This is a genomic window from Rugosimonospora acidiphila, assembly GCF_039543385.1.
In the GTDB taxonomy this organism is placed as follows: Bacteria; Actinomycetota; Actinomycetes; order Mycobacteriales; family Micromonosporaceae; genus Rugosimonospora; species Rugosimonospora acidiphila.
The window spans coordinates 164,969-189,774 of sequence record NZ_BAABJQ010000015.1; the positions used below are offsets into that span (position 1 = coordinate 164,969).

23 protein-coding genes are annotated in these 24,806 nt (G+C 69.7%); 11 read left to right on the forward strand and 12 right to left on the reverse strand.

Annotation, left to right across the window (positions count from 1 at the left end; genetic code table 11):
* Nucleotides 1-5: 5 nt before the first annotated feature.
* Together ABEA87_RS24265 and ABEA87_RS24270 are read right to left on the reverse strand one after the other, a co-directional pair.
* Nucleotides 6-1,259, reverse strand: coding sequence for a cytochrome P450 (locus ABEA87_RS24265; RefSeq protein ID WP_345633142.1), 1,254 nt, complete (start codon nt 1,257-1,259; stop codon nt 6-8).
* On the reverse strand, nt 1,256-1,954 hold the full coding sequence (locus ABEA87_RS24270; RefSeq protein ID WP_345633144.1) for a TetR/AcrR family transcriptional regulator: 699 nt from the start codon (nt 1,952-1,954) through the stop codon (nt 1,256-1,258). Before ABEA87_RS24270 ends, ABEA87_RS24265 begins: the two co-directional genes overlap by 4 nt.
* Nucleotides 1,955-2,206: 252 nt before the next feature.
* Here ABEA87_RS24270 and ABEA87_RS24275 point away from each other — a divergent pair, with 252 nt between their 5' ends.
* The 6 genes from ABEA87_RS24275 (at nt 2,207) to ABEA87_RS24300 (ending at nt 8,108) form a co-directional block, all read left to right on the forward strand.
* Nucleotides 2,207-2,779, forward strand: coding sequence for a molybdopterin-dependent oxidoreductase (locus ABEA87_RS24275; protein WP_345633146.1), 573 nt, complete (start codon nt 2,207-2,209; stop codon nt 2,777-2,779).
* Nucleotides 2,780-2,950: 171 nt separating this feature from the next.
* Nucleotides 2,951-3,511 carry a PadR family transcriptional regulator gene (locus ABEA87_RS24280; protein ID WP_345633147.1) on the forward strand — a complete coding sequence of 187 codons (561 nt, stop codon included), beginning with the start codon at nt 2,951-2,953 and terminating at the stop codon, nt 3,509-3,511.
* A 175-nt stretch (nt 3,512-3,686) separates the two neighbouring features.
* A complete protein-coding gene (locus ABEA87_RS24285; protein ID WP_345633149.1) occupies nt 3,687-4,976 on the forward strand; it encodes a GAF domain-containing protein in 1,290 nt (429 codons plus the stop codon).
* A 105-nt stretch (nt 4,977-5,081) separates the two neighbouring features.
* Complete coding sequence (gene exaC, locus ABEA87_RS24290; protein WP_345633151.1) at nt 5,082-6,605, forward strand: acetaldehyde dehydrogenase ExaC; 1,524 nt, start codon at nt 5,082-5,084, stop codon at nt 6,603-6,605.
* Nucleotides 6,606-6,617: 12 nt separating this feature from the next.
* On the forward strand, nt 6,618-6,992 hold the full coding sequence (locus tag ABEA87_RS24295) for a DUF779 domain-containing protein (protein WP_345633153.1): 375 nt from the start codon (nt 6,618-6,620) through the stop codon (nt 6,990-6,992).
* Nucleotides 6,993-7,211: 219 nt separating this feature from the next.
* Nucleotides 7,212-8,108 carry a TIGR03619 family F420-dependent LLM class oxidoreductase gene (locus ABEA87_RS24300; protein WP_345633154.1) on the forward strand — a complete coding sequence of 299 codons (897 nt, stop codon included), beginning with the start codon at nt 7,212-7,214 and terminating at the stop codon, nt 8,106-8,108.
* 39 nt (nt 8,109-8,147) lie between these two features.
* Here ABEA87_RS24300 and ABEA87_RS24305 read toward each other — a convergent pair whose 3' ends face one another.
* The 6 genes from ABEA87_RS24305 to ABEA87_RS24330 all read right to left on the reverse strand — a co-directional run bounded on the left by ABEA87_RS24305 (nt 8,148) and on the right by ABEA87_RS24330 (nt 14,785).
* A complete protein-coding gene (locus tag ABEA87_RS24305; RefSeq protein ID WP_345633155.1) occupies nt 8,148-9,284 on the reverse strand; it encodes a glycosyltransferase in 1,137 nt (378 codons plus the stop codon).
* Nucleotides 9,285-9,433: 149 nt separating this feature from the next.
* Entirely contained in the window at nt 9,434-10,591 is a 1,158-nt protein-coding gene (locus tag ABEA87_RS24310) for an MFS transporter (protein WP_345633157.1), read from the reverse strand.
* Nucleotides 10,592-10,658: 67 nt separating this feature from the next.
* Entirely contained in the window at nt 10,659-11,219 is a 561-nt protein-coding gene (locus tag ABEA87_RS24315; protein WP_345633159.1) for a TetR/AcrR family transcriptional regulator, read from the reverse strand.
* 223 nt (nt 11,220-11,442) lie between these two features.
* A complete protein-coding gene (locus tag ABEA87_RS24320; protein ID WP_345633160.1) occupies nt 11,443-12,186 on the reverse strand; it encodes a succinate dehydrogenase/fumarate reductase iron-sulfur subunit in 744 nt (247 codons plus the stop codon).
* Entirely contained in the window at nt 12,183-14,114 is a 1,932-nt protein-coding gene (locus tag ABEA87_RS24325; protein ID WP_345633162.1) for a fumarate reductase/succinate dehydrogenase flavoprotein subunit, read from the reverse strand. The genes ABEA87_RS24320 and ABEA87_RS24325 overlap by 4 nt, the downstream gene beginning before the upstream one ends.
* Nucleotides 14,115-14,116: 2 nt before the next feature.
* Nucleotides 14,117-14,785: a succinate dehydrogenase cytochrome b subunit gene (locus ABEA87_RS24330; protein ID WP_425570943.1), complete on the reverse strand. Its 669-nt coding sequence runs from the start codon at nt 14,783-14,785 to the stop codon at nt 14,117-14,119.
* Nucleotides 14,786-14,901: 116 nt separating this feature from the next.
* On the opposite strand from ABEA87_RS24330, the gene ABEA87_RS24335 reads away from it, so the two are divergent.
* The 3 genes from ABEA87_RS24335 to ABEA87_RS24345 all read left to right on the forward strand — a co-directional run bounded on the left by ABEA87_RS24335 (nt 14,902) and on the right by ABEA87_RS24345 (nt 17,205).
* Nucleotides 14,902-15,822, forward strand: coding sequence for a LysR family transcriptional regulator (locus ABEA87_RS24335; protein ID WP_345633167.1), 921 nt, complete (start codon nt 14,902-14,904; stop codon nt 15,820-15,822).
* A gap of 182 nt (nt 15,823-16,004) precedes the next feature.
* Nucleotides 16,005-16,379 (forward strand): YbjQ family protein, encoded by a 375-nt coding sequence (locus tag ABEA87_RS24340; protein ID WP_345633168.1) that lies wholly within the window; start codon nt 16,005-16,007, stop codon nt 16,377-16,379.
* A 160-nt stretch (nt 16,380-16,539) separates the two neighbouring features.
* Nucleotides 16,540-17,205, forward strand: a complete 666-nt coding sequence (locus ABEA87_RS24345) for a class I SAM-dependent methyltransferase (RefSeq protein WP_345633169.1) — start codon at nt 16,540-16,542, stop codon at nt 17,203-17,205.
* A 266-nt stretch (nt 17,206-17,471) separates the two neighbouring features.
* On the opposite strand, the gene ABEA87_RS24350 is transcribed toward ABEA87_RS24345, so the two are convergent.
* The 3 genes from ABEA87_RS24350 to ABEA87_RS24360 all read right to left on the reverse strand — a co-directional run bounded on the left by ABEA87_RS24350 (nt 17,472) and on the right by ABEA87_RS24360 (nt 21,873).
* Complete coding sequence (locus ABEA87_RS24350) at nt 17,472-18,524, reverse strand: glycoside hydrolase family 11 protein (protein ID WP_345633170.1); 1,053 nt, start codon at nt 18,522-18,524, stop codon at nt 17,472-17,474.
* A gap of 504 nt (nt 18,525-19,028) precedes the next feature.
* The gene (locus tag ABEA87_RS24355; RefSeq protein ID WP_345633172.1) at nt 19,029-21,359 is read right to left on the reverse strand and encodes a xanthine dehydrogenase family protein molybdopterin-binding subunit; all 2,331 of its coding nucleotides are present in this window, start codon (nt 21,357-21,359) and stop codon (nt 19,029-19,031) included.
* Entirely contained in the window at nt 21,349-21,873 is a 525-nt protein-coding gene (locus ABEA87_RS24360; RefSeq protein WP_345633174.1) for a (2Fe-2S)-binding protein, read from the reverse strand. The genes ABEA87_RS24355 and ABEA87_RS24360 overlap by 11 nt, the downstream gene beginning before the upstream one ends.
* Nucleotides 21,874-22,579: 706 nt before the next feature.
* On the opposite strand from ABEA87_RS24360, the gene ABEA87_RS24365 reads away from it, so the two are divergent.
* Complete coding sequence (locus ABEA87_RS24365) at nt 22,580-23,050, forward strand: DinB family protein (protein ID WP_345633176.1); 471 nt, start codon at nt 22,580-22,582, stop codon at nt 23,048-23,050.
* Nucleotides 23,051-23,186: 136 nt separating this feature from the next.
* On the opposite strand, the gene ABEA87_RS24370 is transcribed toward ABEA87_RS24365, so the two are convergent.
* Nucleotides 23,187-23,768 (reverse strand): PadR family transcriptional regulator, encoded by a 582-nt coding sequence (locus ABEA87_RS24370; protein ID WP_345633178.1) that lies wholly within the window; start codon nt 23,766-23,768, stop codon nt 23,187-23,189.
* A gap of 80 nt (nt 23,769-23,848) precedes the next feature.
* On the opposite strand from ABEA87_RS24370, the gene ABEA87_RS24375 reads away from it, so the two are divergent.
* Nucleotides 23,849-24,739 carry an alpha/beta fold hydrolase gene (locus ABEA87_RS24375; RefSeq protein WP_345633180.1) on the forward strand — a complete coding sequence of 297 codons (891 nt, stop codon included), beginning with the start codon at nt 23,849-23,851 and terminating at the stop codon, nt 24,737-24,739.
* The last annotated feature ends 67 nt before the right edge of the window (nt 24,740-24,806 follow it).

Here is a 24,806-nt window from a genome sequence, read left to right on the forward strand (position 1 = left end):
CCGGGTCAGGACCACGTCACGGGTAGCGAGTGCACGCCGAAAATCAGCATGTCGGTACGCAGGGGGACGTCGTGGGCCGGGATCGCGAGGCGCAGCTTCGGTAGCCGCTGGACCAGCTCCGCCAGGCCGACCCGGAGTTCCGCCCTGGCCAGCTGCTGGCCCAGGCACTGGTGGACCCCGTGGCCGAAGGCCAGGTGGGGCGTGCGCGGGCGGGTGAGGTCCAGGCGCTCCGGTGCCGGCCAGTGGTCGGCCGCGCGATTGGCCTGCGGAACCGAGATGAGCACGGTGTCTCCGGCCCTGACCGTGGTATCCGCGATCGCCACGTCCGCGGTCGCGATCCTCGTCGGTCCTATGTGGATGATCGACAGGTAGCGCAGCAGCTCGTCCACTCCGTTGTCCAGCACCGCCGGATCGTCGCGCACGACGGCCAACTGGTCCGGGTGCTCCAGCAGCGCGTAGGTGCCCAACGCCAGCATGTTCGCCGTCGTCTCGTGGCCGGCGCCCAGCAGCACGGTCGCGATGTCGACCAGTTCGTTCTCGGTCAGCGGCGGCTCGGCGTCGCCGTGAATCAGGCCGGACAGCAAATCGTCCGCCGGATGCTGGCGCTTCTCGGCGACCAGTTCGCGCATGAACTGGTAGATCGCCGCCGAGGCACCCGCCCGCTCCTGCTCGCTCTTCGTCAGGTTCAGCGAGATCGCTGTGCGCTCCTGAAACTCGGCGCGGCGCTGGTAGGCCACGCCGAGCAGCTCACAGATGACCAGTGACGGCAGCGGCAGCGCGAAGGCGGGCACGAGGTCGGCCTCGGTACCGGCCGCGCGCATGGCCTCGATGTGCTCGACCGCGATCTCCCGGATCCGCGACTCCAGCAGCTGCATCCGTCGCACCGTGAACTGACCGGTGAGCAGCCGCCGCAGTCGGGTGTGCTCGGGCGGGTCCATGAACAGGAACATGCCGTCCTGCCGCGCCGGCACCTCCACCGGGCCCCGGGCCACGCCGACCTCCTCGGGCCGCAGATTCATCGCGCTGCGGTGCCGGACGGTGTCGGAGCTGAACCTCGGGTCGGACAGCACCGCACGGGCCTGATCGTACCCGGTCACCAGCCAGGCCTCGGCACCGTTGCGCAGCTCGATCCGAGACAGCGGCGCCCGCTGGTCCAACCGGGCGAGCGCCGACGGCGGATCGAACGGGCACTCGCCACGCTCCAGCATCTCCTGCGGGACCGGACGCAGCATCGTGGGACGGGTCGTCTGGTTGGTCATGGGCAGTCCTTCCGTGCGGTGGGGACAGCTGTGCGGTGTCGCGCCGCGAGCAGCAGACCGGTAACGGCGTCGGTCAGGGCCTGTCCAACCAGCGACCAGTCCGCCGGCACGCCCCTGGTGGCCGCGACGCGTTCCTGTTCGGCGCAGGTGTGGATGACCGCGACCCGCGCGGTCTGACTACGCAGGGCCGACTCGGCGGGCGGCAACTCGGCCAGGTGCGACCACACCGCCGCCACGCCGTCCAGGAACTTCATCGCCAGCACCGGATCGACGTCGACCCGGTCGGCCAGCGCCGGATCGGTCACCACCTGGGCCAGGAACCGGGCGCACCAACTGGGGTTGCCCAGGCTCGCCAGGTATTCGGTGTAGGGCAGCACGAGGCTGGCCACATGGTCGCGGGGTCGGCGCGACCGGCGGGCCGCGCGGACCCGTTGCTGCGTGCGGGCGGCGATCCGCTCGACGTGCGAGCGCGTGATGGCGTGGATCAGATCCGTGCGGGTGCCGATGTGATAGGCCAGCGCCGAGTTGTTCGCCTGACCCGCGGCCTCGACGATCTGGCGGTTGGACACCTGAGCCAGCCCGCGTTCGGCGTACAGCCGCTCCGCGGTGCGCAGCAGCAGGTCGCGGGTTGCCTCGGCCTGCGCCCGGCGGGAACCCGGACGGGTATCCGCGTCCACCCCACTAACCGGGTCCACTCCGCGCTCGCCTCCGACCCTCGTAAGACAGTCATCTGACGTAAATCGAGGTTAGTCGTAAGACACGTGTCTGCCAACCAAGCGGGTCCACGTGATCGCTCATCCCGTGATTCCGCCCGACGGCAGATCCGCTCGTACCAGCCTCACCTGGCGTTCCCGCTCTGTAGCATCGACGAGATGCGATGCGCGACTTGGTCGGCCGCGCAGGATCCCGTGGTGGCCGACGCCGCCACACACCGGAGGGAGCACCCCGTGCGATCGACAACCAGCCGCAGCCGCCGCCTCGCCGTCCTCGCCGCCGCGGTGTTCACCGCCGTGGCGCTCACCGCCGGCACGGCCAGCGGTGCGTCCAGCGGTGCGCCGAACATCGACCGCCGGACCGGCGGTGGTGCGGCGGCCAAGCAGCGCACGGTGCTGCTGGTCGACGGCGCGGTCCGGCACCGGGTGCGGCTGTCCGCGACCGACCTGGCGGCGCTGCCGGAGCAGACCGTCACCGTGACGTTCGAGAGCGGCACCGGGACCCAGACCCACACCTACACCGGGCCGCTGCTGCTTGACGTGCTCAACCGGGCTCAGCCGAAATTCGACCCGACCGTGAAGAACGACCAACTGCGCTATGTGGTCACCGCGACCGGCAGCGACCGGTACCAGGCCACGGTGGCCTGGGGCGAGTTCGATCCGGGCTTCGAACACAAGAGCGTCCTCGTCGCGGTCACCGAGGACGGCCAGCCGACCGCCGACGGGCTGGCCCGGCTCGTCGTACCCGGCGACGTCAAGGGCGGCCGCTACGTCTCCGATCTGATCCGCCTGCGGCTGCACCGGTAACCGTGCTGAGCGTCCCGACGGTACGGTGCCCGGCACGTACACCGGCACGGCGCAGTACACGATCACCGGCTGACCGGACTCACGCGAGTCGCTGGCCCCACCCACCCACTCGCCCACGCGCGCTGCCACGCGGTCCCACCGGCCGACCGCGACGGGCCTAAAATACCGGGCGTGATCGAGGACGACCCGGCACAGGGCTCGTGGTCGCTGGCCGACTGGATAGTGCTCGGCCTGCTCGTCGAGCGGCCGCGCCACGGCTTCTCGCTGGTCAAGGAACTCACCCCGGACACCCTGCTCGGTCAGGTCTGGTCGCTGCCGAACCCGGTCATCTACCGGGCGCTGCACGCGTTGCAGGCCAAGGCGATGATCACGCCCGAGCCGGCCGAGTCGAGTTCGTTGGGCCCGCGGCGGGTGCCGATGCAGCCGACCAGACAGGGCCGGGAGCGCCTGCTGGAATGGCTCGGCACGCCGCTGGATCATCTCAGGGACATGCGCGTCCTGCTGCGCGTCAAGCTACACCTCACCCTCCGGCTCGGACTGGACCCGATACCGCTGCTGGTGGCGCAACGAGCCAGGAACCTTCAGGCCAAGGCGACGGTCAGCCATTCCCCGCCCCCGGGTACCCGCGTCGAACAGGACCTGCTGCGGATCTGGCGGGAGGAGCAGTCGATCGCGACCAATCGATTCGTCGACCGGGCCATCGACCTGTTCGGCGGTGAGGGCCGGCGGTAGCCTCGAGCTGGCTAACAGTTTCGGCAGCGGAGCATGATCGGCGCGCAGCGCCGGGGCCGCCGCGCTACGGTTGGCGCACCGCACAGCGTTCTCCGCACCGCTGGGTCGCCGCCCGGTCGCCGGGGTTCGCATCGCGGGCCGCCCACCTGGCACAGCGACGGGAGGTGAGGTCCCGGTGGCCAACGCGTGGCTGGCGGAGGTGGGCACGAATCCGCGGGGCCGGGCCAGGCAGATCGCTCACGCGCACGCCGCGTTCCTGGCCACGGGCGCGCTCGACACCGGCTCGGTACCGGTGCGGGACGTGGTCGCGCAGTCGTGGCTGCGTTCGTCGCGGGCACGGGTCAACCCGGACACCGACCCGCCGGTGATGCTGCTCGACGACGACCTGACCACCTATCGGGACGCGCATCCCCTGGCGAGAGTGCTCCCGGTGCTGCGCGACCTGGTCGGCGCGACCGCCGACGACGGGCGGCACCTCTGGGCGGTGATGGACGCGACCGGGCGGCTGCTGTGGGTCGAGGGCCACCCGGGTGCGCGGGCCCGGGCGGCGCGGATGAACTTCGTGGCGGGCGCCCAGTGGGACGAGCCGCACGCCGGCACCAACGCGCCCGGCACGGCCCTGGCCGTCGATCACGAGGTGCAGATCTTCGCGGCCGAGCACTTCCGGCACACGGTACAGGCGTGGACCTGCGCCGCGGCGCCTATCCACGACCCCGCCACCGGCCAGATCCTCGGCGTTCTGGACGTCACCGGCGGCGACGCGGTGGCCAACCCGCACAGCCTCGGCCTGGTCCGCGCCGCCGCCCAGGTCGCCGAGTCCTACCTGGGCTGGCAGCGCACCGGGCGGGACGCCCCCTGGCTGCCCGCGCGCACCGCGCCGCCGCGGCTGCGCGTGTTGGGCCGGCCGGAGGGCGTGCTGCGCATCGACGGCCGCGAACTGCGCCTGCACCGCCGCCACGCCGAACTGATGCTGATCCTGGCCGCCCACCCGGAGGGCATGACCGGGCAGCAACTGGCCGCCGCCCTGTACGGCGACCTGGCTGCGCAGACCACGCTGCGGGTGGAGCTGACGCGGCTGCGTCGCCTGATCGGCAACCTGCTCCAGTCCCGCCCGTACCGGCTGGCCCGGGCGGTCGAGGCCGACTTCATCGCCGTGCGGCACGCGCTGTCCCACGGTGACCTGGCCTCGGCGGTCGGGGCCTACCCCGGGCCGCTGCTGCCCACCTCCGACGCTCCGGGCGTGGTGGAACTGCGTCACTGGCTGGACACTCAGTTGCGTGGCGCGGTCCTGGCCAGTCCGGACCGGCGGGTCCTGCACGCCTGGGCCAGCCGGGCCGGCTTCGATGACCTCGCGGTGTGGGAGCGGTTGGAGGCCATCACGCCGCCTCGGTCCGGACACCGGCAGAGCGCCCGGGTTCGGGTACGCGAATTGCGGGCGGACTACGGCCTGGGCGAGCCGGGGTAAAGGCGATCCGGGGCGAGGGCGATCCGGGATCGATGGGCGCTGCAACGTTCGTGTAACGTCCCCCGTCCTACCGTGTCGGGCACCCGACACGCTGGAGGTGCAGCCGTGACCACCTATGCCGCGCCCGGACAGTCCGACTCCCCGGTACGCTACCAATCCCGGTACGACCACTGGATCAACGGCGAATTCGTCGCGCCCGCCCTGGGCCGCTACTTCGAGAACCCGACACCGGTCACCGGTCAGACCTTCTGCGAGATCGCCCGGGGCACCGCCGAGGACGTGGAGAAGGCGCTGGACGCCGCGCACGGCGCCGCGCCGGCCTGGGGCCGCACCTCGGTGGCGGAACGCGCGAACATCCTCAACAAGATCGCCGACCGGATCGAAGCCAACCTGGAAAACCTCGCCGTGGCCGAGACCTGGGAGAACGGCAAGCCGATCCGGGAGACCCTGGCCGCCGACATCCCGCTCGCGGTGGACCACTTCCGGTACTTCGCCGGCGCGATCCGCGCCCAGGAGGGCTCGATCAGCGAGATCGACGAGGACACCGTCGCGTACCACTTCCACGAACCGCTCGGCGTGGTAGCGCAGATCATCCCGTGGAACTTCCCCATCCTCATGGCCACCTGGAAACTCGCCCCCGCCCTGGCCGCCGGTAACGCCGTGGTCCTCAAGCCCGCCGAGCAGACCCCGGCGTCCATCCACTACCTGATGGACCTCATTTCGGACCTGCTACCGCCGGGCGTCGTCAACATCGTCAACGGATTCGGCATCGAGGCCGGCAAACCCCTGGCGGCGAGCGCCCGGGTGGCCAAGGTGGCGTTCACCGGGGAGACCACCACCGGCCGGCTGATCATGCAGTACGCCAGCGAGAACATCAAACCGGTGACCCTGGAGCTGGGCGGCAAGAGCCCGAACATCTTCTTCGACGACGTATCCACCGCTCACGACGAGTTCTTCGACAAGGCACTCGAGGGCTTCACCATGTTCGCGCTCAACCAGGGTGAGGTGTGCACCTGCCCGTCGCGGGCGCTGATCCAGCAGGGCCACTACCGCGACTTCCTCGACGCCGCCGTCGAACGTACCCAGAAAATCGTGCAGGGCAACCCGCTGGACAGCGCCACGATGGTCGGCGCCCAGGCATCCAACGACCAGTTGGAAAAGATCCTGTCCTACCTGGACATCGGCCGGCAGGAAGGCGCCAAGGTCCTCACCGGCGGCGAACGCGCCCAGCTCGACGGTGGGCTGTCCGACGGGTATTACGTGCAGCCGACAATCTTCGAGGGCAGCAACTCGATGCGCGTCTTCCAGGAAGAGATCTTCGGCCCGGTGGTGTCCGTGGCGGCGTTCAGCGACTTCGACGACGCCATCAAGACCGCCAACGACACTCTGTACGGGCTGGGCGCCGGCGTGTGGACCCGCGACACCAACACCGCCTACCGGGCCGGTCGCGCCATTCAGGCCGGGCGGGTGTGGACCAACTGCTACCACGCGTACCCGGCGCACGCCGCCTTCGGCGGGTACAAGGGCTCCGGCATCGGTCGGGAGAACCACCGGATGATGCTCGATCACTACCAGCAGACCAAGAACCTTCTGGTCAGCTACAGCCCGCGGGCCGTCGGACTGTTCTAGGCCGGCGCCGTCATGACATCCCGTGTAGCCATCACTCCCGCGGCGGCCGAGGTCATCCGGTCGCTGCGGGGTGCCCACGGCCCGCTGATGTTCCACCAGTCCGGCGGGTGCTGCGACGGCAGCTCACCCATGTGCTACCCGCAGGGCGAATTCCGCACCGGCTCCTCCGACGTGCTGCTCGCCGAGCTGGCCATCGACGGGGTGGACGAGCCCGTCACCTTCTGGATGGGTGCGGCCCAGTTCGAACGCTGGCGCCACACCCACCTCACCGTCGACGTGGTTCCCGGACGCGGCAGCGGATTCTCCCTGGAGGCCCCCGAGGGCGTCCGGTTCCTCATCCGCTCCCGGCTGCTGACTCCCGAAGAGCAGGCCGACCTCGACTCGTGAGTCAGACCGACCCTGATGCCTGAGCAGGCGTATCGCCACGAACCGTGCCGCCGGCGTTTGCCCTGACGCCGGCGGCAGGGTTTAGCGTGGCCCGCGCCAGGCAAGCGCGGGCGGTCGGCCGCTCGTCGACGAATGGCGCGGGCCGGACGAGGCGCGGGCTCACCCGATGCGATCGGGCCGGCGCACCCCGATCAGACAGAGGCGAGCCAAGGGAGCGGAGTGAAGTTCGCGATCAGCTACAGCAGCCCGTATCAGGGAGTCGACCCCGACAAGCTCGTGGCCTACGCACAGCATGCCGAGAGTTGCGGCTTCGAGGCGCTGTACCTTCCCGAGCACATCGTGCTCTATCCCGGCGCGACGTTCGGGGCCGGCGAACTGCCGCCGACGCTGCCGTACGCCGATCCCCTCGACTCCCTGAGCTTCGTGGCCGCCGCTACGCACCGGATCCTGCTGGGCACGGGCGTGCTGCTGTTGCCCTACCACCATCCCGTGATCCTGGCCAAGCGCCTGGCCACCATCGACGTGCTGTCCAGGGGACGGATGCGCCTGCTGACCGTCGGGCTGGGCACTCTCCCGGGTCAGGCCCGCGCCGTGGGCGTCGATTTCAGCACCCGCGGTCGCCGTGCCGACGAAGCGATCGACGTGCTGCGGCTGCTCTGGGCCGGCGGCGAGGCCGGGGTGAGCTTCCATGGCGAATTCTTCTCCTTCGATGACCTGTGCAGCTTCCCGAAGCCGTACGGCACGGCCGCGCTACCGATCCACATTGGTGGGTCGAGCCGGGCGGCCGCGCGCCGCGCCGGGAAACGCGGTGACGGCTACTTTCCCGGCGGCGCGCTGACACCCGACGAACGGGCGGCCCAGCTCGATCTCGCCCGATCAACCGCCCTCGACGCCGGGCGCGATCCCCAGGCTCTGGAGTACACGCGGTGGGGGTCGATGGAGCTGACGCGGGAACACGTCGAGGCGCTCGCCGCCCAGGGCGTGACCCGGATCGTCGTGGCGGCCGCGTCCACGGAGCCCGACGAACAGCGCGATGAGATGTCCGCGTTCGCCCAACGACTCGGCATCCCCGCCCCAGCCGCAATTCCCGCCCCTAGCCGCAATCCCCGCCCCTAGCCGCGAGGGGGTCCGGGTGGCGCGACGGGCGACCTGTCGCTAACCGACGATCCCGGCCAGTCGCTCGATCGTCTCCGCCGGCGCCGGCATGGCCGAGATCTCGCCGGCGATCCTGCCGGCCGTCGCCCTGGCCTGGGCGTCCGCCAACAGACCCTGGATCTGCTCCGCGATCGTCTCCGGACTGTGCTGGTCGGGCAGGACCTGCCGGGCGACGCCCGCCCCGACGAGCAGCTGCGCGTTGGAGAACTGGTCCGCGCCCAGTGGCAGCATGAGCTGCGCAAGCCCCTGCGCCAACGCGCCGAGGAGCGTACCGCTGCCGCCGTGGTGTACGACGAGATCGACGTGCTTGAGCAGGTCGGCCTGCGGTACCCACTGTTGCACCGTGACATTGTCCGGAAGCTCGCCGAGGTCCGCGATCCGCACCGCTCGGCTGGTCGCCACGAGCGCGTCAACCGGCAGTTCGGCGAGCGCGTCGATCATGTGCCGGAGCAACCCCGCCTGCGCGAAGGCCGTACCCAGGGTCAGGTAGACCAGCGGCCGGCTCCGGTCGCGGGCCAGCACGGCGGGCGGGAGGGAGCCCGGCGGGTTCCAGGCGATCGGCCGGGTCGGGAGGTGCTGGACCTCCTGGGCGAACCCCGGCAGTTGCAGGGACGGCGGGCAGATGTCGATGTACGGTTCGTCGAGCGTCCGGGGGTCGGTGATTTCGACGCCGAACTCGGCCGCCACGGCGGTCAGCGCGGGGAACATCAGATCCCACAGCGGGCCTTCCGGCACCCGACCGAGCCCCATCACCGCCGACGGCATGCCGGCCATCCGGGCCACGATCCCCGCACCCGAGTTCCCGACCTCGTGGATCATCAGGTCGAACTTCCGTTCCCGCAGTACCGGCTGCAGGTCGGCGATGACCCGCTTGGGCAGTACCTGCGCGAACGCCTCCACCGCGACGTCGGCCTCGCCGGCCGGCGGAGCCGTCAACCCGGCCAGCACCGTGCCGAAGGCCGCCTCGACGGTGAGGCCCGCCGCGACGGCCTCGAGACCCGCCTCGGCCAGCACCGGATGGAACTGCGAATCCGTCGCCACCACTACCTCGTGCCCGCTGTCCCGGGCGGCCACGGCGAGTGGAACGATGGGGTAAAGATGCCCGTAGGCACCCGTGGCGGCGAAAATGATACGCACGGTCGCCTTGTCCCTTTCCGCTGAACGTTCATCGGTACACAGCACAAACGTGACCGCGGCGCGCACCGGTTCAACCGGCCCGGTGCGAGGTATGTCATGTCGGGCCCGCCACGACCGGTTACCCGGCATTCACCACCCGAACCGCTGGGTCACGCGTTGACGCCCGGCCCGGTCGCCGGGCGAATCCGGGCCAGAAGAAGCAGCGATACCGCGATGAGTGCGGAGCCGGTGAAGGCAAGCGTCGGCGGCGCGGCGACCAGCAGTTCGCGGGAGCCGAGGAAGGCCCCGCCCGCGATACCGACGTTGAACGCCGCGTTGACCACGGCCGGCGCCGCGTCGAGCGCGTCGGGAGGCACGGCACGCAGCGCGACGGTCTGGATCAGCGTGGGCAGCGTGCCGAAGGTCAGGCCCCAGACCACCATCACCGTGAGCGCTGGTACGCCGCGCGTGGCACCCAACACGAGGAGGCTGACCGCGGTGAGCGTCGCGGCGGCGAGCAGCGCCGGCAGTGGTCGCCGGTCCGCGACGGCACCGGCGGCCAGTACGCCCAACACGCCCGCGCAGCCGTAGCCGAGCAGCGCGATGCTGATCTGGCGCGGCCCGACCCCGGACTCCCGCAGCAGCGGCGTGAGATAGGTGAACGGCGTGTAGTGGCCGAGCGTGAGCACGACGATGGCGAGGCTGACCGGCAGCGCCCGCCGGGTGCGCAGCGCGCCGAGTACCGGAGGCCGCCGTACCGGCTCGGCGCCTCGCGGCTCGGCCGGAAGGACGACCGCCATGAGCGCGGCGAGTACCAGCATGGCCACCGCGCAGCCCGCGAAGGCCCAGCGCCACCCGACCGCGGCACCGACGGCGGTGGCCGCCGGGACGCCGAGGGCCAGGGCCAACGCCACGCCGGAACCGACGACCGCGACCGCCCGACCGTGCCTGGCCGGGGCGAGTTGGACCGCCACGACGAAAATGACGGAGAAGAAGCCCGCGTGCGCGAGACCCCCGAGCAGCCGGGCGCACAACGCGACCCAGTACGCGCCGGCGAAGGCCAGCACGGCGTTGCTGGCCGCGTAGCCGAGCAGCAGTGCGCAGAGCACCGATCGCGCCGGCCACCGCCGGACCAGCGCGGCCAGCGGCACCGAGCAGACCGCGACGACGATCGCGTAGACCGACACGAGTAGTCCGGTGCGGGAGGCGTCGATGTGCAGGCCGGCGCCGATCTCGTTGAGCAGCCCGACCGGAAGCACCTCGGTGGTGACCGCGACGAAGGCCGCCGCCGCCAGCGCCGACAACGCCGCGAGCGGGAGGCGCCGCACGTCTCGCGGCGTAACCGAGGCGTCTGTCATCCGGAACGTCACCCCCTGCTCGTCGAGCGCACCGACGCTACTCGTAGAACGAGATGAACTCCTCCATCGCGCGGTCCACCCCGGCCCGGTCGCCGGTGGCGAGCAGGTCGAGCAGCAGACCCCGCACGGTCGCCACGCCGAGCCGGGCGCGCGCCCGGGTCGTCTGCGGGTCCAGCCCGTGCCGGGCCCCGACCTGCGCGGCCTTGTCCAGCCAGGGCTCGACGACGCCCTCCAGCAGCGGTTCGGTGCCCGGACGGCCCTGCAGTGCCCGGCCGTACATCTCGAAGAACAACCGCTCGTGCGGCCAGCGGGACGGATCGGAGACGTCGCGCCACAGCAGGCGCATGACGTCGGCGAGGCTGTCCGCCTCGTTCGCGCGCAACGCGTCGAGCGTCTCCCGCTGCCGCGCCTCGACCGCCCGGACCACCTCGACCAGCAGCCCCTCTTTCGAGCCGAAGTGGTAGATGAGCATCCGGTGGCTGGTGCCGATGGCGGCGGCCAGCGAGCGGAGGCTGGTGTCCGCCAGGCCGTGCTGGGCCACGTGATCGATGGTCGCGGCCAGCAACTGGTCTCGCGCGCTGGTGTCTTCCCCGGTCAAAACCGCCCCTCCTCCGCGGATGGGATGATACCGCCGGGGGTACCGGCGCGGCGGCGGGTTGCCTGGTCAGCCAGCGCGTACGCATGACGTTGGCCCGCCGACGGTGCGCCACCGGCGGGCCAACGCCACGAATGCCGCCCGTTCGCGGATCCGGCCGGGTAACCCACCGGCGCCGTACGGCGCGTGCGCGATGGCGCCCACGGCCGGATCCACGAGCTGGGCCTCAGCGCTTGCGCAGCGCCTTGCGGTAGTCGCTGTTCAGCCGGCCGATCAGGGTGAGCGGGATGCCCTTCGGGCAGACCGTGGTGCACTCCCCCGCGTTGGTGCAGCCGCCGAAGCCCGCGTCGTCCTGAGCCCCGATCATGTTCAGCACGCGGCTGTCGCGTTCCGGCTGGCCCTGCGGCAGGAGGCCGAGATGCCCCACCTTGGCCGCGGTGAACAGCATCGCCGAGCCGTTCGGGCAGGCGGCGACGCAGGCTCCGCAGCCGATGCAGGTGGCCGCCTCGAACGCCGCGTCGGCGTCCGGCTTGGGTACCGGCGCCGCGTGAGCCTCCGGAGCCGCACCGGTCGGGGCGGTGACGTAGCCACCGGCCTGGATGATGCGGTCGAACGCGCTGCGGTTCACGACCAGGTCCTTGACGACCGGGAAGGCGGCCGCCCGCCACGGTTCGACGTCGATCGTCTCACCGTCGGAGAAGTGCCTCATGTGGAGCTGGCACGTGGTGGTCGCCCGTTCGGGGCCGTGCGCGACACCGTTGATCATCATGCCGCACATTCCACAGATGCCCTCGCGGCAGTCGTGGTCGAACGCGATCGGCTCCTCGCCGTTGAGGATGAGCTTCTCGTTGAGGACGTCGAGCATCTCCAGGAAGCTCGCGTCGGCGGAGATGTCCTCGACGGTGTAGGTGACCATGCGGCCCGCGTCGTCCGGACCTTTCTGGCGCCAGACGCGCAGCTTGAGGTTCATTTGTAGCTCCGGGTGCTCGGATGGACGTACTCGAAGTCGAGCTCTTCCTTGTGCAGGACGGGCATCCCGGTGGCGTACTCCCACGCGGCGACGTAGCTGAACTCGTCGTCGTTGCGCAGCGCCTCGCCGTCGGGGGTCTGACTCTCCGCTCGGAAGTGCCCGCCGCACGACTCGCGCCGGTGCAGCGCGTCGATGCACATCAGCTCGGCGAGTTCGAAGAAGTCGGCGACCCGGCCGGCCCGCTCCAGGTTCTGGTTCAGCTCCTCGCCGGTGCCGGGCACCTTGACCCGGGACCAGAATTCGTCGCGCAGGCCACGAACCAGGCCCAGGGCCTTGGTGAGCCCCTCCTCGGTGCGCTCCATGCCGCAGTACTCCCACATGAGGTGGCCCAGTTCGCGGTGGAACGAGTCGACGGTGCGGTCGCCGTTGACGGCCAGCAGCCGCTTCACGCGCTCGGTGACCGCCTGCCGCGCCTCGACGACCTCCGGGTGATCCACGGTGAGCTTGTCGAACGGGCCGGCCGCCAGGTAATTGCTGATCGTGTTGGGCAGCACGAAGTACCCGTCCGCGAGGCCCTGCATCAACGCGGACGCGCCGAGCCGGTTCGCTCCGTGGTCGGAGAAGTTCGCCTCGCCCACGACGAACAGGCCGGGAATCGTGGACTGCAGGTCGTAGTCCACCCAGAGGCCGCCCATCGTGTAGTGCACGGCGGGGTAGATGCGCATCGGCACCTGGTACGGGTCCTCACCGGTGATGCGCTGGTACATCTCGAAGAGGTTGCCGTATTTCTCCTCCACGGTGTGCCGGCCGAGCCGCTGGATCGCGTCCGCGAAGTCCAGGTAGACACCCAGGCCGCCGGGGCCGACGCCGCGGCCCTCGTCGCACACGTTCTTCGCGGCACGCGAGGCGATGTCACGCGGGACCAGGTTGCCGAACGCCGGGTAGATGCGTTCGAGGTAGTAGTCGCGCTCGCTCTCGGGGATGTCACCGGGCGCCCGGTTGTCGCCGGCCCGCTGGGGCACCCACACCCGGCCGTCGTTGCGCAGCGACTCGCTCATCAGCGTGAGCTTCGACTGGTGCTTGCCGGACTCGGGAATGCACGTCGGGTGGATCTGCGTGTAGCAGGGGTTGGCGAACAGCGCGCCCTTGCGGTGCGCCCGCCAGGTAGCGGTGACGTTGCAGCCCTTCGCGTTCGTGGAGAGGAAGAAGACGTTGCCGTAACCGCCGGAGGCCAGCACGACGGCGTCCGCGAAGTCGGTGGTGATCTCGCCGGTGACCAGGTCGCGGACCACGATGCCGCGGGCCCGGCCGTCCACCACGATCAGCTCCAGCATCTCGTGGCGGGCGTTCATCTCGATGTTGCCGGCCGCGATCTGGCGCTCCATCGCCTGGTAGGCACCGAGCAGCAACTGCTGCCCGGTCTGCCCGCGGGCGTAGAACGTGCGCGACACCTGGGTGCCGCCGAACGAGCGGTTGTCCAGCAGGCCGCCGTACTCGCGGGCGAACGGCACACCCTGCGCCACGCACTGGTCGATGATGTTCGCGCTGACCTCGGCCAGGCGGTACACATTGGACTCCCGGGCGCGGAAGTCACCGCCCTTGACGGTGTCGTAGAACAGCCGGTAGACGGAGTCGCCGTCGTTGCGGTAGTTCTTCGCCGCGTTGATGCCACCCTGCGCGGCGATCGAGTGGGCGCGCCGCGGGCTGTCCTGGTAACAGTACGACCGCACGCGATAGCCGGCCTCCGCCAGCGTCGCCGCCGCCGAACCGCCGGCCAGGCCGGTGCCCACGACGATGACGGTCAGCTTGCGGCGGTTGGCCGGGTTGACCAGCTTGGCAGAGAACTTCCGGCGTTCCCAACGCGTCTCGACGGGGCCGTCCGGCGCCGCCTTGTCCTGTATCGGCTCGCCTTCGCGGTAGAGCTCCATGATCAATTCACCAATCCCGTGATGACGGCGAACGGCACCGACAGGAAACCGACCACCAGTACGACGGAGAGAACCAGCGCGGTGGCGCGGGCGATGCGTTCGCCGCGCGCGGTGCGCTGGCCGAGGGTGCGGACCGCGCTGAAGATCCCGTGCCGCAGGTGGAAGCCCACGGCCACGATGGACAGCGCGTAGAACAGCGTCACGTACCAGCGGTGCGGCGCGAAGTCGGCGACCACGTTCGCGTACGGGCGCCCGGGTGCGCCGACCGGGTTCAGCGTTCCGGTGCTCAGGTCGAGGATGTGGAAGATGACGAACAGCACGACGATCACGCCGCCCCAGCGCATGGTGCGCGCGGCGTAGCTGCCCTGGACCTTGGGACGGTGCTCGTACCGCACGGGTCGCGCCCGCCGCGCCCGGCGCGCGAGGATCGCCGCCGAGACGATGTGCCCGATGACCGCCACGGTCAGCACGGTCCGCTGGATCCACAGGTACCACTGCCCGGGCAGGAGCGGCTCGCCGATGGTGCGCAGCCAGTGCGCGTAGTGGTCGAACGGGGTCGCGCCGAAGAAAATCTTCAGATTGCCGGCCATGTGCGCGTACAGGAACAGAATTAGCAGGATCCCGGTTGTCGCCATCAGGATCTTGAGTCCCACGCTGCTGCCCGCCCGCACGCCCGTTGGGGCCTTTTGGGGTCGGATTCGGGTGTCTACCGCCACTTCTCGAACGGTAGGGAGCGGGCGTTGATTCGTCTAATGCATGATCGGTAGGTAAGTGATAGACGGAGGCTATGGAAATGCAGCTTCAGCAGTTGCGATACTTCTTAGCAGTGGCGGAAACACGACATTTCACCCGGGCGGCGGAGCTTCTCAGCGTGAGTCAACCCACTTTGAGTAAGCAGGTTCACACCCTCGAAACGGCGTTAGGTGCGCCACTATTCGAGCGAATCAGGGGCGCGGTCACCCTCACCGCGGCCGGAGCGGCGCTGCTGCCCTTCGCGCAGCGCATGGTGGCCGACGCGGACGTCGCCCGCGACGAGATCCGCAACCTCGTCGGACTGCGCCAGGGTGCGGTGCGGCTCGGCGCCACCCCGAGCCTCTGCTCGTCGCTGGTCCCGGAGGTGCTGCGGCGCTTCCGGGCGGCGCATCCGGACATCGCCCTCAACGTGACCGAGGGCAGCTCACCGGATCTCATCGCCGGGCTGCTCGCGCACAGCCTCGACCTGGCCCTCATCGTCGCGCCCGAGCACGGCGTCGACCCGGAACTCGCGGCCTCGCCGCTGCTGCGGGAGAACCTCGTGGTCGCGTCGGTCGCGGCCGGGCCGCCGCCCTCCGAGCACGCCCAGCTCGCCCTCGGCGAGCTCGAGCACCTGCCGCTGGTGATGTTCCGGGCGGGCTACGACCTGCGGGACGTCACGCTCGAGGCGTGCCGCCGGGCCGGCTTCACCCCCCGGTTCGCCGTCGAAGGCGGCGAGATGGATGCCGTGCTGGCATTCGTCGAGGCGGGGCTCGGCGTCGCGGTCGTGCCCGGCATGGTGCTGGCCAACCGGCCACTGCTGCGGGGCACGCCGCTCGCTCCGCCGGGCATGCGGCGTACGGTCGCGCTCGCTCACCGCCGTCGCGCGGTGCTGCCGCACGCCGCCGAGGCCCTCCGCGTGACGTTGTTGGACCACCTTGGCGACGCGCTGCCCGCCGGCGTCCAGGTGCTGTGACGACCATTGACGGTGAACGCGCCTTGCGTTTCTCACGGTGTCGTTTCACGGGGCGAGTGTCATTCACGAAATACATGAATTGATTTCCCTGTTTGAGGATGGCCGGCCCCGGCACACCCATTGAGCGTCGATACGAACGGTCCTCGAGGTGTGACCGGCCGCCGGGTCGGGTATTAATGGCCATGTTGGTCGTGACAATGGGCGACCTACCCGGATACCGAATCCTTGCGATAATCGGTGAGGTGGTAGGAGTCACCGCCCGTGGACAGAACAGATTCGCCGAAGGCGTACCCACGAATGACAACCTCTCCGCGGTCGACGAGCGGCACCTGATCGCCGCTCGCCGCGAGGCGGTGGAACGGATGGCCGCGCACGCGCACGACGCGGGAGCCACCGCGGTGGTGAGCATGCGGTTCACCGAGCGGACGATCTCCCCGGACTGGGTGGAGATCTGCGCGTACGGGACCGCGGTCGTCGCGGCGCCGCAGCGTGCGGGGATACCCGGTCGCTTCCAAGCCCTCCAGGGCCGCCGCACGCCCACGAAGGCGGGCCAGTAGTCGCTGGCGAAGGGTCCTCGTACGGCCGGCGCGCACTCTGGCGCCGATCGACAACCGAGGATCTTGCCCGTACCGTCGAAGGGGAGGAGCCCGATCGGTGCGGCGGTCGCCCGGGCCCCGGACCGCCCGCTCCCCCGCCTTCCACGGAAGGACCATGCTGATGAGCGGCGGCGCCAAGGCGCGGACCGGCGAGAGCCCCACCGCGCGGCAGAGACGGGTGTGGGACAGGGGCGCGCCGAGCTACGACCGGCAGATCGCGGTCTTCGAGAAATTCCAGTTCGGTGGCGGACGGGAGTGGCTCGGCGCGCGTGCCCACGGCCGCGTCCTGGAAATCGCCATCGGCACCGGCCGCAACCTGTCGTATTACCCCACCGACGCGGCGGTCACCGGTGTCGAGTTGAGCCCCGCGATGCTCGCCATCGCCCGGCAGCGGGCCACGGACCTCGGCCGGCACGTCGAATTCCACGAGGGCGACGCCGAACGGCTGCCCTTCGACGACGCGTCGTTCGACACGGTGGTCTGCGCCCTGGCGCTGTGTTCGATCCCCGATCCAGCCACGGCGATCCACGAGATGATGCGGGTACTGGTCCCGGGCGGACGGTTGCTGCTTCTCGACCACATCGCCAGCACCTGGCCACCCGTCTATGCCGCCCAATGGCTGCTGGAACGCCTGACGATCCGCGCGGCGGGCGAGTACTTCACCCGCCGCCAACGGCCCCTCGTCCAGGCCGCCGGATTCGAGGTCGTGGAGGCCGAACGGCTCAAGGCCGGCACGGTCGAACGCATCCACGCCCGAAAGCCGGCCAACCCGCCACCCGCCGGATGACCGCCGAGGGCGCCGAGAGCGACGACCCGACCGGGCCCCGGCCGGACTGACCGGCATCCCCGACCGGGCCCGGCACGCGACGGGCACCGGCGAGGGGGCGATGCTGGACCGGACGGCCAACGGAGTCCCCGCGGGTCGGCGACGTCGGCCGCCGTTGTCCCAGCAGGAACTCCGTTGCCGCCCCAGCGGCTTGGCTACCGTGCCCGAACCCTGACAAACGGTCATGGGCTGGCCGAGTCAGCTCCGGCAGCCGGTGCCGCCGGACGCTACCCGGTGCTACAGGACAGCGAGGGCCAGGTCCACTGCCCGTTGGGCGAGATCGTCATGCCCCAGTTGTTGCCGCCGCCGTTGGGTTTGGCGACCATGACGTACTGGCTGGGCCAGCTGGCGCTGACGTTCCAGGTGGAGTAGACGACCGCCGGGCTCACCAGGTTCGCCGTCACGGTCCAGTTGTTGGAGCCGGTGACCGAGACGTTGAGGTTGTACCAGTTGCTGCCCTGCGATCCCGCCGACAGTGTCGCGGTGCAGCCTCCGCTGCCACCACCACCGCCGCCACCACCGCCGCCGCCACCACCGCCGCCGCCACCGCCGCCACCGCCACCGCCACCGGTGCTGCCGGCGTTGACCGTGATGGTGGAGTTGCCGCTACCGCCCCCCCAGGCCTCGGTAGCGAGGATCTCGTAGTTCATCGTGCCCAGCCTCATCCCGTGGCTGGCCCAGGCGCTGATGAAGTTGGACAGGGTGATGGTCCCGCTGCTCACCGGCGAGGTACGGATCGCCAGGTACTGCTCGAAGGTCGCGGTGCCCTGGATGGAGGGCTGGTTGACCTGCTGGTGCTCGTAGATGTTGTACGTGCCGCCGTCGCTGGTGACCTGACCCATGTAGGTGCCGGCGGTGGGCGGCGAGCCCTTGTAGTTCTCCATCACGTAGTACTCGACCAGCGGGTTGGTCGACCAGCCGTAGAGCGACACGAGCGAGGTGCCGCCGGACGCGTTGAGGCTGCCGTTGAAGCTCACCGTCTGGCTGCTGCCGGTGCTCCAGCCCACGCCCGCGACGAAGTCGCCGATGCCACTCCACGACGTGGAGTAGCTGTTGCCCGAGTTCAGCGTGATGCAGGCCGACCCGGTGCCGGCGGACCACATCTGGTAGTAGTAGCCGGCGTTGGTGCCGGTCTGGTTCGAGCAGATCTGGGTGGCCGCCTGCGCGGGGCTGGGCAGCGCCACCATGGCCGCGGCCAGGCTCATGGCGAAGGCCAGGCTCAGCAGCAGCCGGAGCCGGCTGCCGCCGGGGGCTCTGGGAACATGTTGGAGGGCGTTCATGGGGGCCTCCTTGGACGGGGCCGTCACCTGGCGACGACCGGGGACTGGGCCGATGGGAGCGCGATCGGCAGCCGTTGATGATTACCGATGGCGTTAGTGTGAGTTGGCCATAGCCGACCGTCAATGACTTTCGGAAAAGTTTCGATACCACGCCTCGGCCCAATTAGTGACCAGGGACGGCTTTTATCCCCGCAGTTATCGGGGTTGTCGCCGCGAACGAGACCAAGTTGGACGACGATGCCGCAGCGCCGCCCTTGATCACGACGAGAACTACCGCGAAAACCATCGAAACTAAGCAAAAAGTTTCGGGCATCGCCGCGACAGAGCCGTGCTCGGACTTCGGGCGCCGCGGGTCGGCGCGCGACGGCCCTTTCCCCCTGAACCGCACGGGCCCGATGCGTCGTGCCCGCCCCCGGTTGACAGGGGTCGGCGCGACGCATCGGGCCCGGCTGTGCCGCTACTGGGAACCACCCGAGCGGCTGGGATGAGCCGATTTCGCGGTAGTTACCCCAGCGCCGCCTTGACCACGTCCGGCGTGAAGGGAATCGTACGAAGCCGCACGCCGGTGGCGTCGAAGACGGCGCTGGAGATGGCCGACGGCATCACGTTGACGGCCGGCTCACCAACCCCGGAGGGGGCTATCTGCGGGTTGGGCACGAGGACCGTGTTGATGGTCGGCGTCTCGTCCATCCGCAGCAGCGGGTAGCTGCTCCAGTCGGTGCTGGTGACGTTGGCGGTGTCGAACTTGACTTCTTCGTGCAGGACCCGACTCGCGGTCTGGATGATGCAGCTGGAGATCTGGTGCTCGATCGCGCGTGGGTTGATGATCTGCCCCTGGTCCTGGGCCACGGTCACCTCGGTGAGCAGCACCTGGCCCGTTGCCGGGGTCACCTGCAGCTTGACCACCCCGGCCGCGTAGGTGCCGTCGCGGAGCACGAGCGAGATGCCCTGCCCGGTGACCGTGCCGTTGCTCGTGCTCGCGTCCGGCTTGGGCGAGGGCCGCGACTCCCACTTGCCCGCCTTCGCCGCCGCCTGCAGGACGGCGATCGCCCGCGGGTCGACGAGGTGCCGCAGGCGGAACTCGAGCGGGTCCTGTCCGATCCTGGCCGCGATCTCGTCCACAAAGGACTCCTGCGCGAAGGTGATCTGGTACTGGCCGGGTGAGCGCAGGAAGGTGGTGCGGATGCCGAACGGGTACGGCGAGGTGCCCGCACCGAGCTCCGGCATCTGGTGCACGAGCTCCAGCAGGTTCGGGAACTGGTAGAGGTCGGGACCCGTCCAACTCCCGACCGGCATCCGGGTGCTCGACATCTGCACGCCGACCAGAATGGGCCCGAGCAGGGTGCTGTCGTTGTTGGGCGCCATGAAAGCCTCGTGCTTCCAGGCGACGATGTTGCCGGACTCGTCGAACCCGGCCGCCATGTCGTGAAGAGTGCCGGGGCCGTGCGGCTCCCAGATGTGCTCGTCCTGGCGGCTCCACTGCACGCGCACCGGCTTGCCCAGCTCCCGGGACAGGAACACCGCCTCCGAGGCCGCGTCATCGTAATTGGAGCAGAGGCGCCCGTAGCAGCCGGCGCCGTCGAACCAGAGCACCTCGACCTGCTCGACGGAGGCGTTCAGCATCTGCGCGATGCCGTTGCGCAGACCCTGCGGGTACTGGGTGGCGGACCAGACCGTGACCCGGCCGTCGGAGCGCACGTCGGCGACGGCGCAGCTCGGCCCGATCATGCCGTGGTTCTCGAACGGAGTCTGGTACGTCGTCTGCATGGCGTTGGCGGCCGAGCCGAAGGCGCCGTCGAAGTCGCCCTGGCTGGCATGGGTCATGACATTCGCCGGCGTGGCGCGCATGGTGGCCGGCCAGTTCTCGGTGGTGGGCAGGCCGTTCCAGTCCGACCAGGTGACCGGCAGGTTGGCCGCTCCCTTGATCGCGTCCCACTCCTGCTTCGCGACCACCGCCACCAGGTTGCCCAGCCGCACCACCTGTGCGTTGCTCCCGGCCGGCAGCTCACCCACCGACACGACGGTGGAGCCGATCCCCTTGGGATGGATGACGCGGGCATGGAGCATGTGCGGGACCGTGACGTCCTGGACGAACGTGGTCTTCTGGCTGACCTTGTCCACGATGTCGACGCGCGGAATCGACTTGCCGACCAGCTTGTACTCGGTGAACGGCTTGGGCGTGGCCCCGACGGTCGTGCTCTGGCCGTTGATCACGATCGGCGTCACCGCGGTGAGCGCCTTGCCGTGCACCAGCTGGCCGTAGCTGACCTTCTTCGAACTGTCGCCCTTCGAACCGTGCCCCTTCGAGCCGTGCCCCTTCGAGCCGTGGTCCTTTGGATCTTGGCGGACGCGGACCACACCGTCCTCGACCGTGAGTTCGGAGGCCGGAACGCGCAACCGCTTGGAGGCCAGGGAGAGCAGCGTGGCCCTGGCTTCGGCGGCGATCAGCCGGGCCTGCACGCCCGCCCTGGCGATGGTGCTGCTGGCGGCCGTGACGCCCTGATCCGGGGTGATGCTGGTGTCGCCCATCACCAGGGTGACCGCGTCGAACGCGACGTCGAGTTCCTCGGCCACCATCTGCGCGAGCGCGGTCCGGTTTCCCTGACCCAGCTCGACGTGCCCGGTACGCCAGGTGACACTGCCGTTGGCTTGGACCGTCAACCACGTGGAGAGGTCGGTCAGGACGGGGGTGGGGAAGGGCATACCCGTCGCCGCCGCCTGGGCGACCGACGCCCGCAGCGCGACGGGCACCGCCGCCGACATCACCACTAGGGCCCCGCCGGCCTTGAGCAGGCCGCGCCTGCTCAGCGTGCCTGGTCCTTCCTTAATGCTCATCGCCGGCTCCTTCGGCCATCAGCTTGGCGGCCCGCTGGACCGCTTTGATGATCGCGTCATAGGTGCCGCACCGGCACAGGTGAGCCGACGGGCCCGAGGTGCTGAACGCGGTCATGATGTCGCTGACCGACGGATCGGGATTGGTGCCGAGCAGGTTGGCAGCTGTGATCATCATTCCGTTCTGGCAGTAGCCACACTGCGGGACCTGCTCCTCGATCCAGGCCTGCTGGATCGGGTGCAGGTCCACATGCCGAAGCTTCTTGGCCTTCGCCCAGGCCGCCGGCAACCCCTCCACCGTCGTGATGCTCTGCCCATCGAAGTCCGAGACGGGCTTCACGCAGGAGCGCCTCGACGCGTCGTTCGCCAGCACCGAACAGGCACCACACTGCTCCAGGCCGCAGCCGAACTTCGGCCCGGTCAGACCGAGTTCACCGCGCAGCACGTAGAGCAGCGGGGTGTCAGGTGACGAGGTGACTTTCTCCTTCTTACCGTTGACGACCAGCTCGATTGCCATGCACAACCTCCATCGGGAGAGAAAATGGCCGACCCACACCGGCGAGACCCCCGCTGGCCCGACAGCAACCATCGTCAAACAATCGCCACCTCGCCTCGTTCTCTTCGCTCGGCCCGCTCCGCCCGAGAGGCACGCGCCCCCGGCCGCCTCAGTTCAATCGACGAGGCGACTGTTACCGATACGTTTCAATTATTCACTATCAGTAACAACGTTCCAGGGTTCGCGGAGCCGCCTCGACGAGCACCACACCGGGCGCCGATCGCCTGGTGGCCCCGGGGTCACGGGCCGCGACCGAGGCCAGTCGCCGGACGGGCGGCGCCCGCATCGACCGTCACAGCCTGTCGCGGTGGCGTATCGGCACCGGCCGGGCGCCAACGGGGCATGAGCCGCGTGACACGAGCGCGGCGCGGACGTATCCTCGTCATCGATCCGGCCCTCCTCGGCTCTGGACACAGCACCCCCCGAGGACCGTCCGACAGGACCGAAAAGCGTCCGCGACACGGGCCGAAAGGCGTCCACGGCACGGCGCCTCGAGCCCACCTCGCCGAGGGCCGCCGCACCGGTGTCACGGGTGTACTCCTCGGCGATCGAGGCCAGCCCCGTCCGGTCGGACCCCCCGCCGCGCGGACCCGCGCCCGCGGTCCGGATCCGTCGAGATGCCCCGTCAACCCGAAAGGTCAAGCGATCGATGTCGATACTGCCCCGAGTGACCAACGGACCCGAACGCCTCATGTTGGAGCACATGCTCGACCGCAACCGGCAAGCGCTCATCGAGACCGCGCACGGACTGTCCGAAGCCGACGCGCGGCGGCGCCTGGTCGCCTCGCTGACCACCCCGATAGGGCTGCTCAAACACGCCGCCTTCGCCGAACGTCGTTGGTTCCAACGCGTCCTGCTCGGCCTGGACGAATCCGAATGCGACGGTTACGCCACCCCCGGAGACGGCAGTTTCGTGGTCGCCGACAGCGAAACGCTGCCCGACGTGATCGCCGAATTCGAACGGGCCAGCGAGCGTTCCCGGGCGATCGCCGCCGACTTCACACTCGACGACACCGGTACGCACCCGAGTGCGGGCGACGTCAGCCTCCGGTTCGTCTACCTCCTCCTGATCGAGGAATTCGCCCGTCACGCCGGCCACGGCGACATTCTCCGAGAACAACTCACCGCCGCGCGATAACGCGATAATGGTCGAGGTCGCGGCTCACGGTTCGATCACGAGCCGTGCGATCAGCGAGAGTTCGCCACGGCCGATCTGCCGCCTCACTCCCGGCCGACCCGATCGAGGGCGGTCGGCGGCGTGAGGTCAGCGGGTCTCAGGGCTCCTGGTCTTCGGCGAACGCGGCCAGCGCCTGCGCGTCCCACGGCAGCCGGTTGTGGCGTAGGTCGTCCGCGACCGATCGGACCCACTCCGCCTCGGCCGCGGTGACGGCCCGGAGGTACTCGCTTTCGAGCATCGCGATCCTCGGTAGACCGAGTCCGGCTTCACGGGAGAGGCTCTCGTCGAGCGCGTCGACCGTTTGCCGCAGGGTGGCCAGGCGTTGGTCGAGTGTGGCGAGAAAATCCTGCGGGGTGAGCAGGAGCAGGTTCGACAGCGCGGCGGGGAACTCGGGGAACTCCTGCTTGGGTACGCCCAGCATCGCCGTGATCCACTGGTGCGCGATCGCTTGTCCCGCCTCGGTGACCTCGTAGACGGTGCGCTCAGGGTAGGCCTGATCGCGGGAGGTCTCCCGCACCGCGATGAACCCCTCGGCGAGCAGCCGCTCCATGGTGCGGTAGAGGCTGGCGCGCTGGCTCACGTTCACCACGTGGTCCTTGCCCCACTCCTGGATGAGGCGCTGGACGCCGTACGGATGAAGGGGTTTGTAGTGCAGCAACGCCAGGATCGTCAGAGCCATCGGTGAACCGTTCACCCTCGACACACTACACCCAAAATAACTAGTTGACAGCGAACTAGTTGCAGTGAAACTATCTTGCCATGACCGACTTCGAGACCCACTTCGTCACGTCCCACGACGGCACCCGCGTCGGCTACCGCCAGCTCGGCCAGGGGCCGGGCATCGTGCTCCTGCACGGCTCGATGGAATCGGCACAGAATCACATGCAGCTGGCGTCCGCGCTGGCCGACAGGTTCACCGTCTACCTGCCCGACCGCCGCGGACGCGGAATGACCGGTCCTTACGGCGACGGGTATGGCATCGCCCGCGAAGTCGAGGATCTGCGGGCGGTATTGACCGCGACCGGTGCCCGCGATGTCTTCGGGGTCAGCGCGAGCGGGCTCGTCGCCCTCCAGGCCGCCGTCTCACTGCCGGAGATCGAGCGCGTCGCGGTCTACGAGCCGGCCTTGTTGGTCGACGGATACGACCAGGGGCTTGTCGATTGGATCGACCGGTTCGACCGCGAGATCGGCGACGGCGACGTCTCGGCCGCCATGGTCACCAGCATGATCGGCCTCAAACTCGGCCCGGCGATGCTCAACTACCTGCCGCGCTGGCTGCTCGAAGGCTTCACCAACCTGGCCATGAAGAGCGAGGACAAGTCGGCCGGCCCCGACGACGTCACGATGCGCAAACTCGCACCGACCATCGGCTACGAGGGCCGCCTGATCCGCGAGATGGCCGGCACGCTGCACACGTTCCAGGACCTGACGACGCCGGTACTGCTCCTCGGTGGCAGCAAGGGGCTCGAATTCCTGAAGCCCAGCCTTGACGCGCTCGAGCAGACGCTGCCGAACGCGACCCGGATCGAATTCGCCGGACTCGACCACGGTGGATCCTCCGACGTCACCAAGGCCAACGCGGGCGGGAAACCGGAGGTCGTCGCCCCGGAACTCCGGCGCTTCTTCAGTGCCGTGCGCGTCGAGCGATGACATGACCAGGGTGCGACCCGGCACGCTGGTCCCATCGCGGCACTCGACAACGCCCAGCCCACCGGCC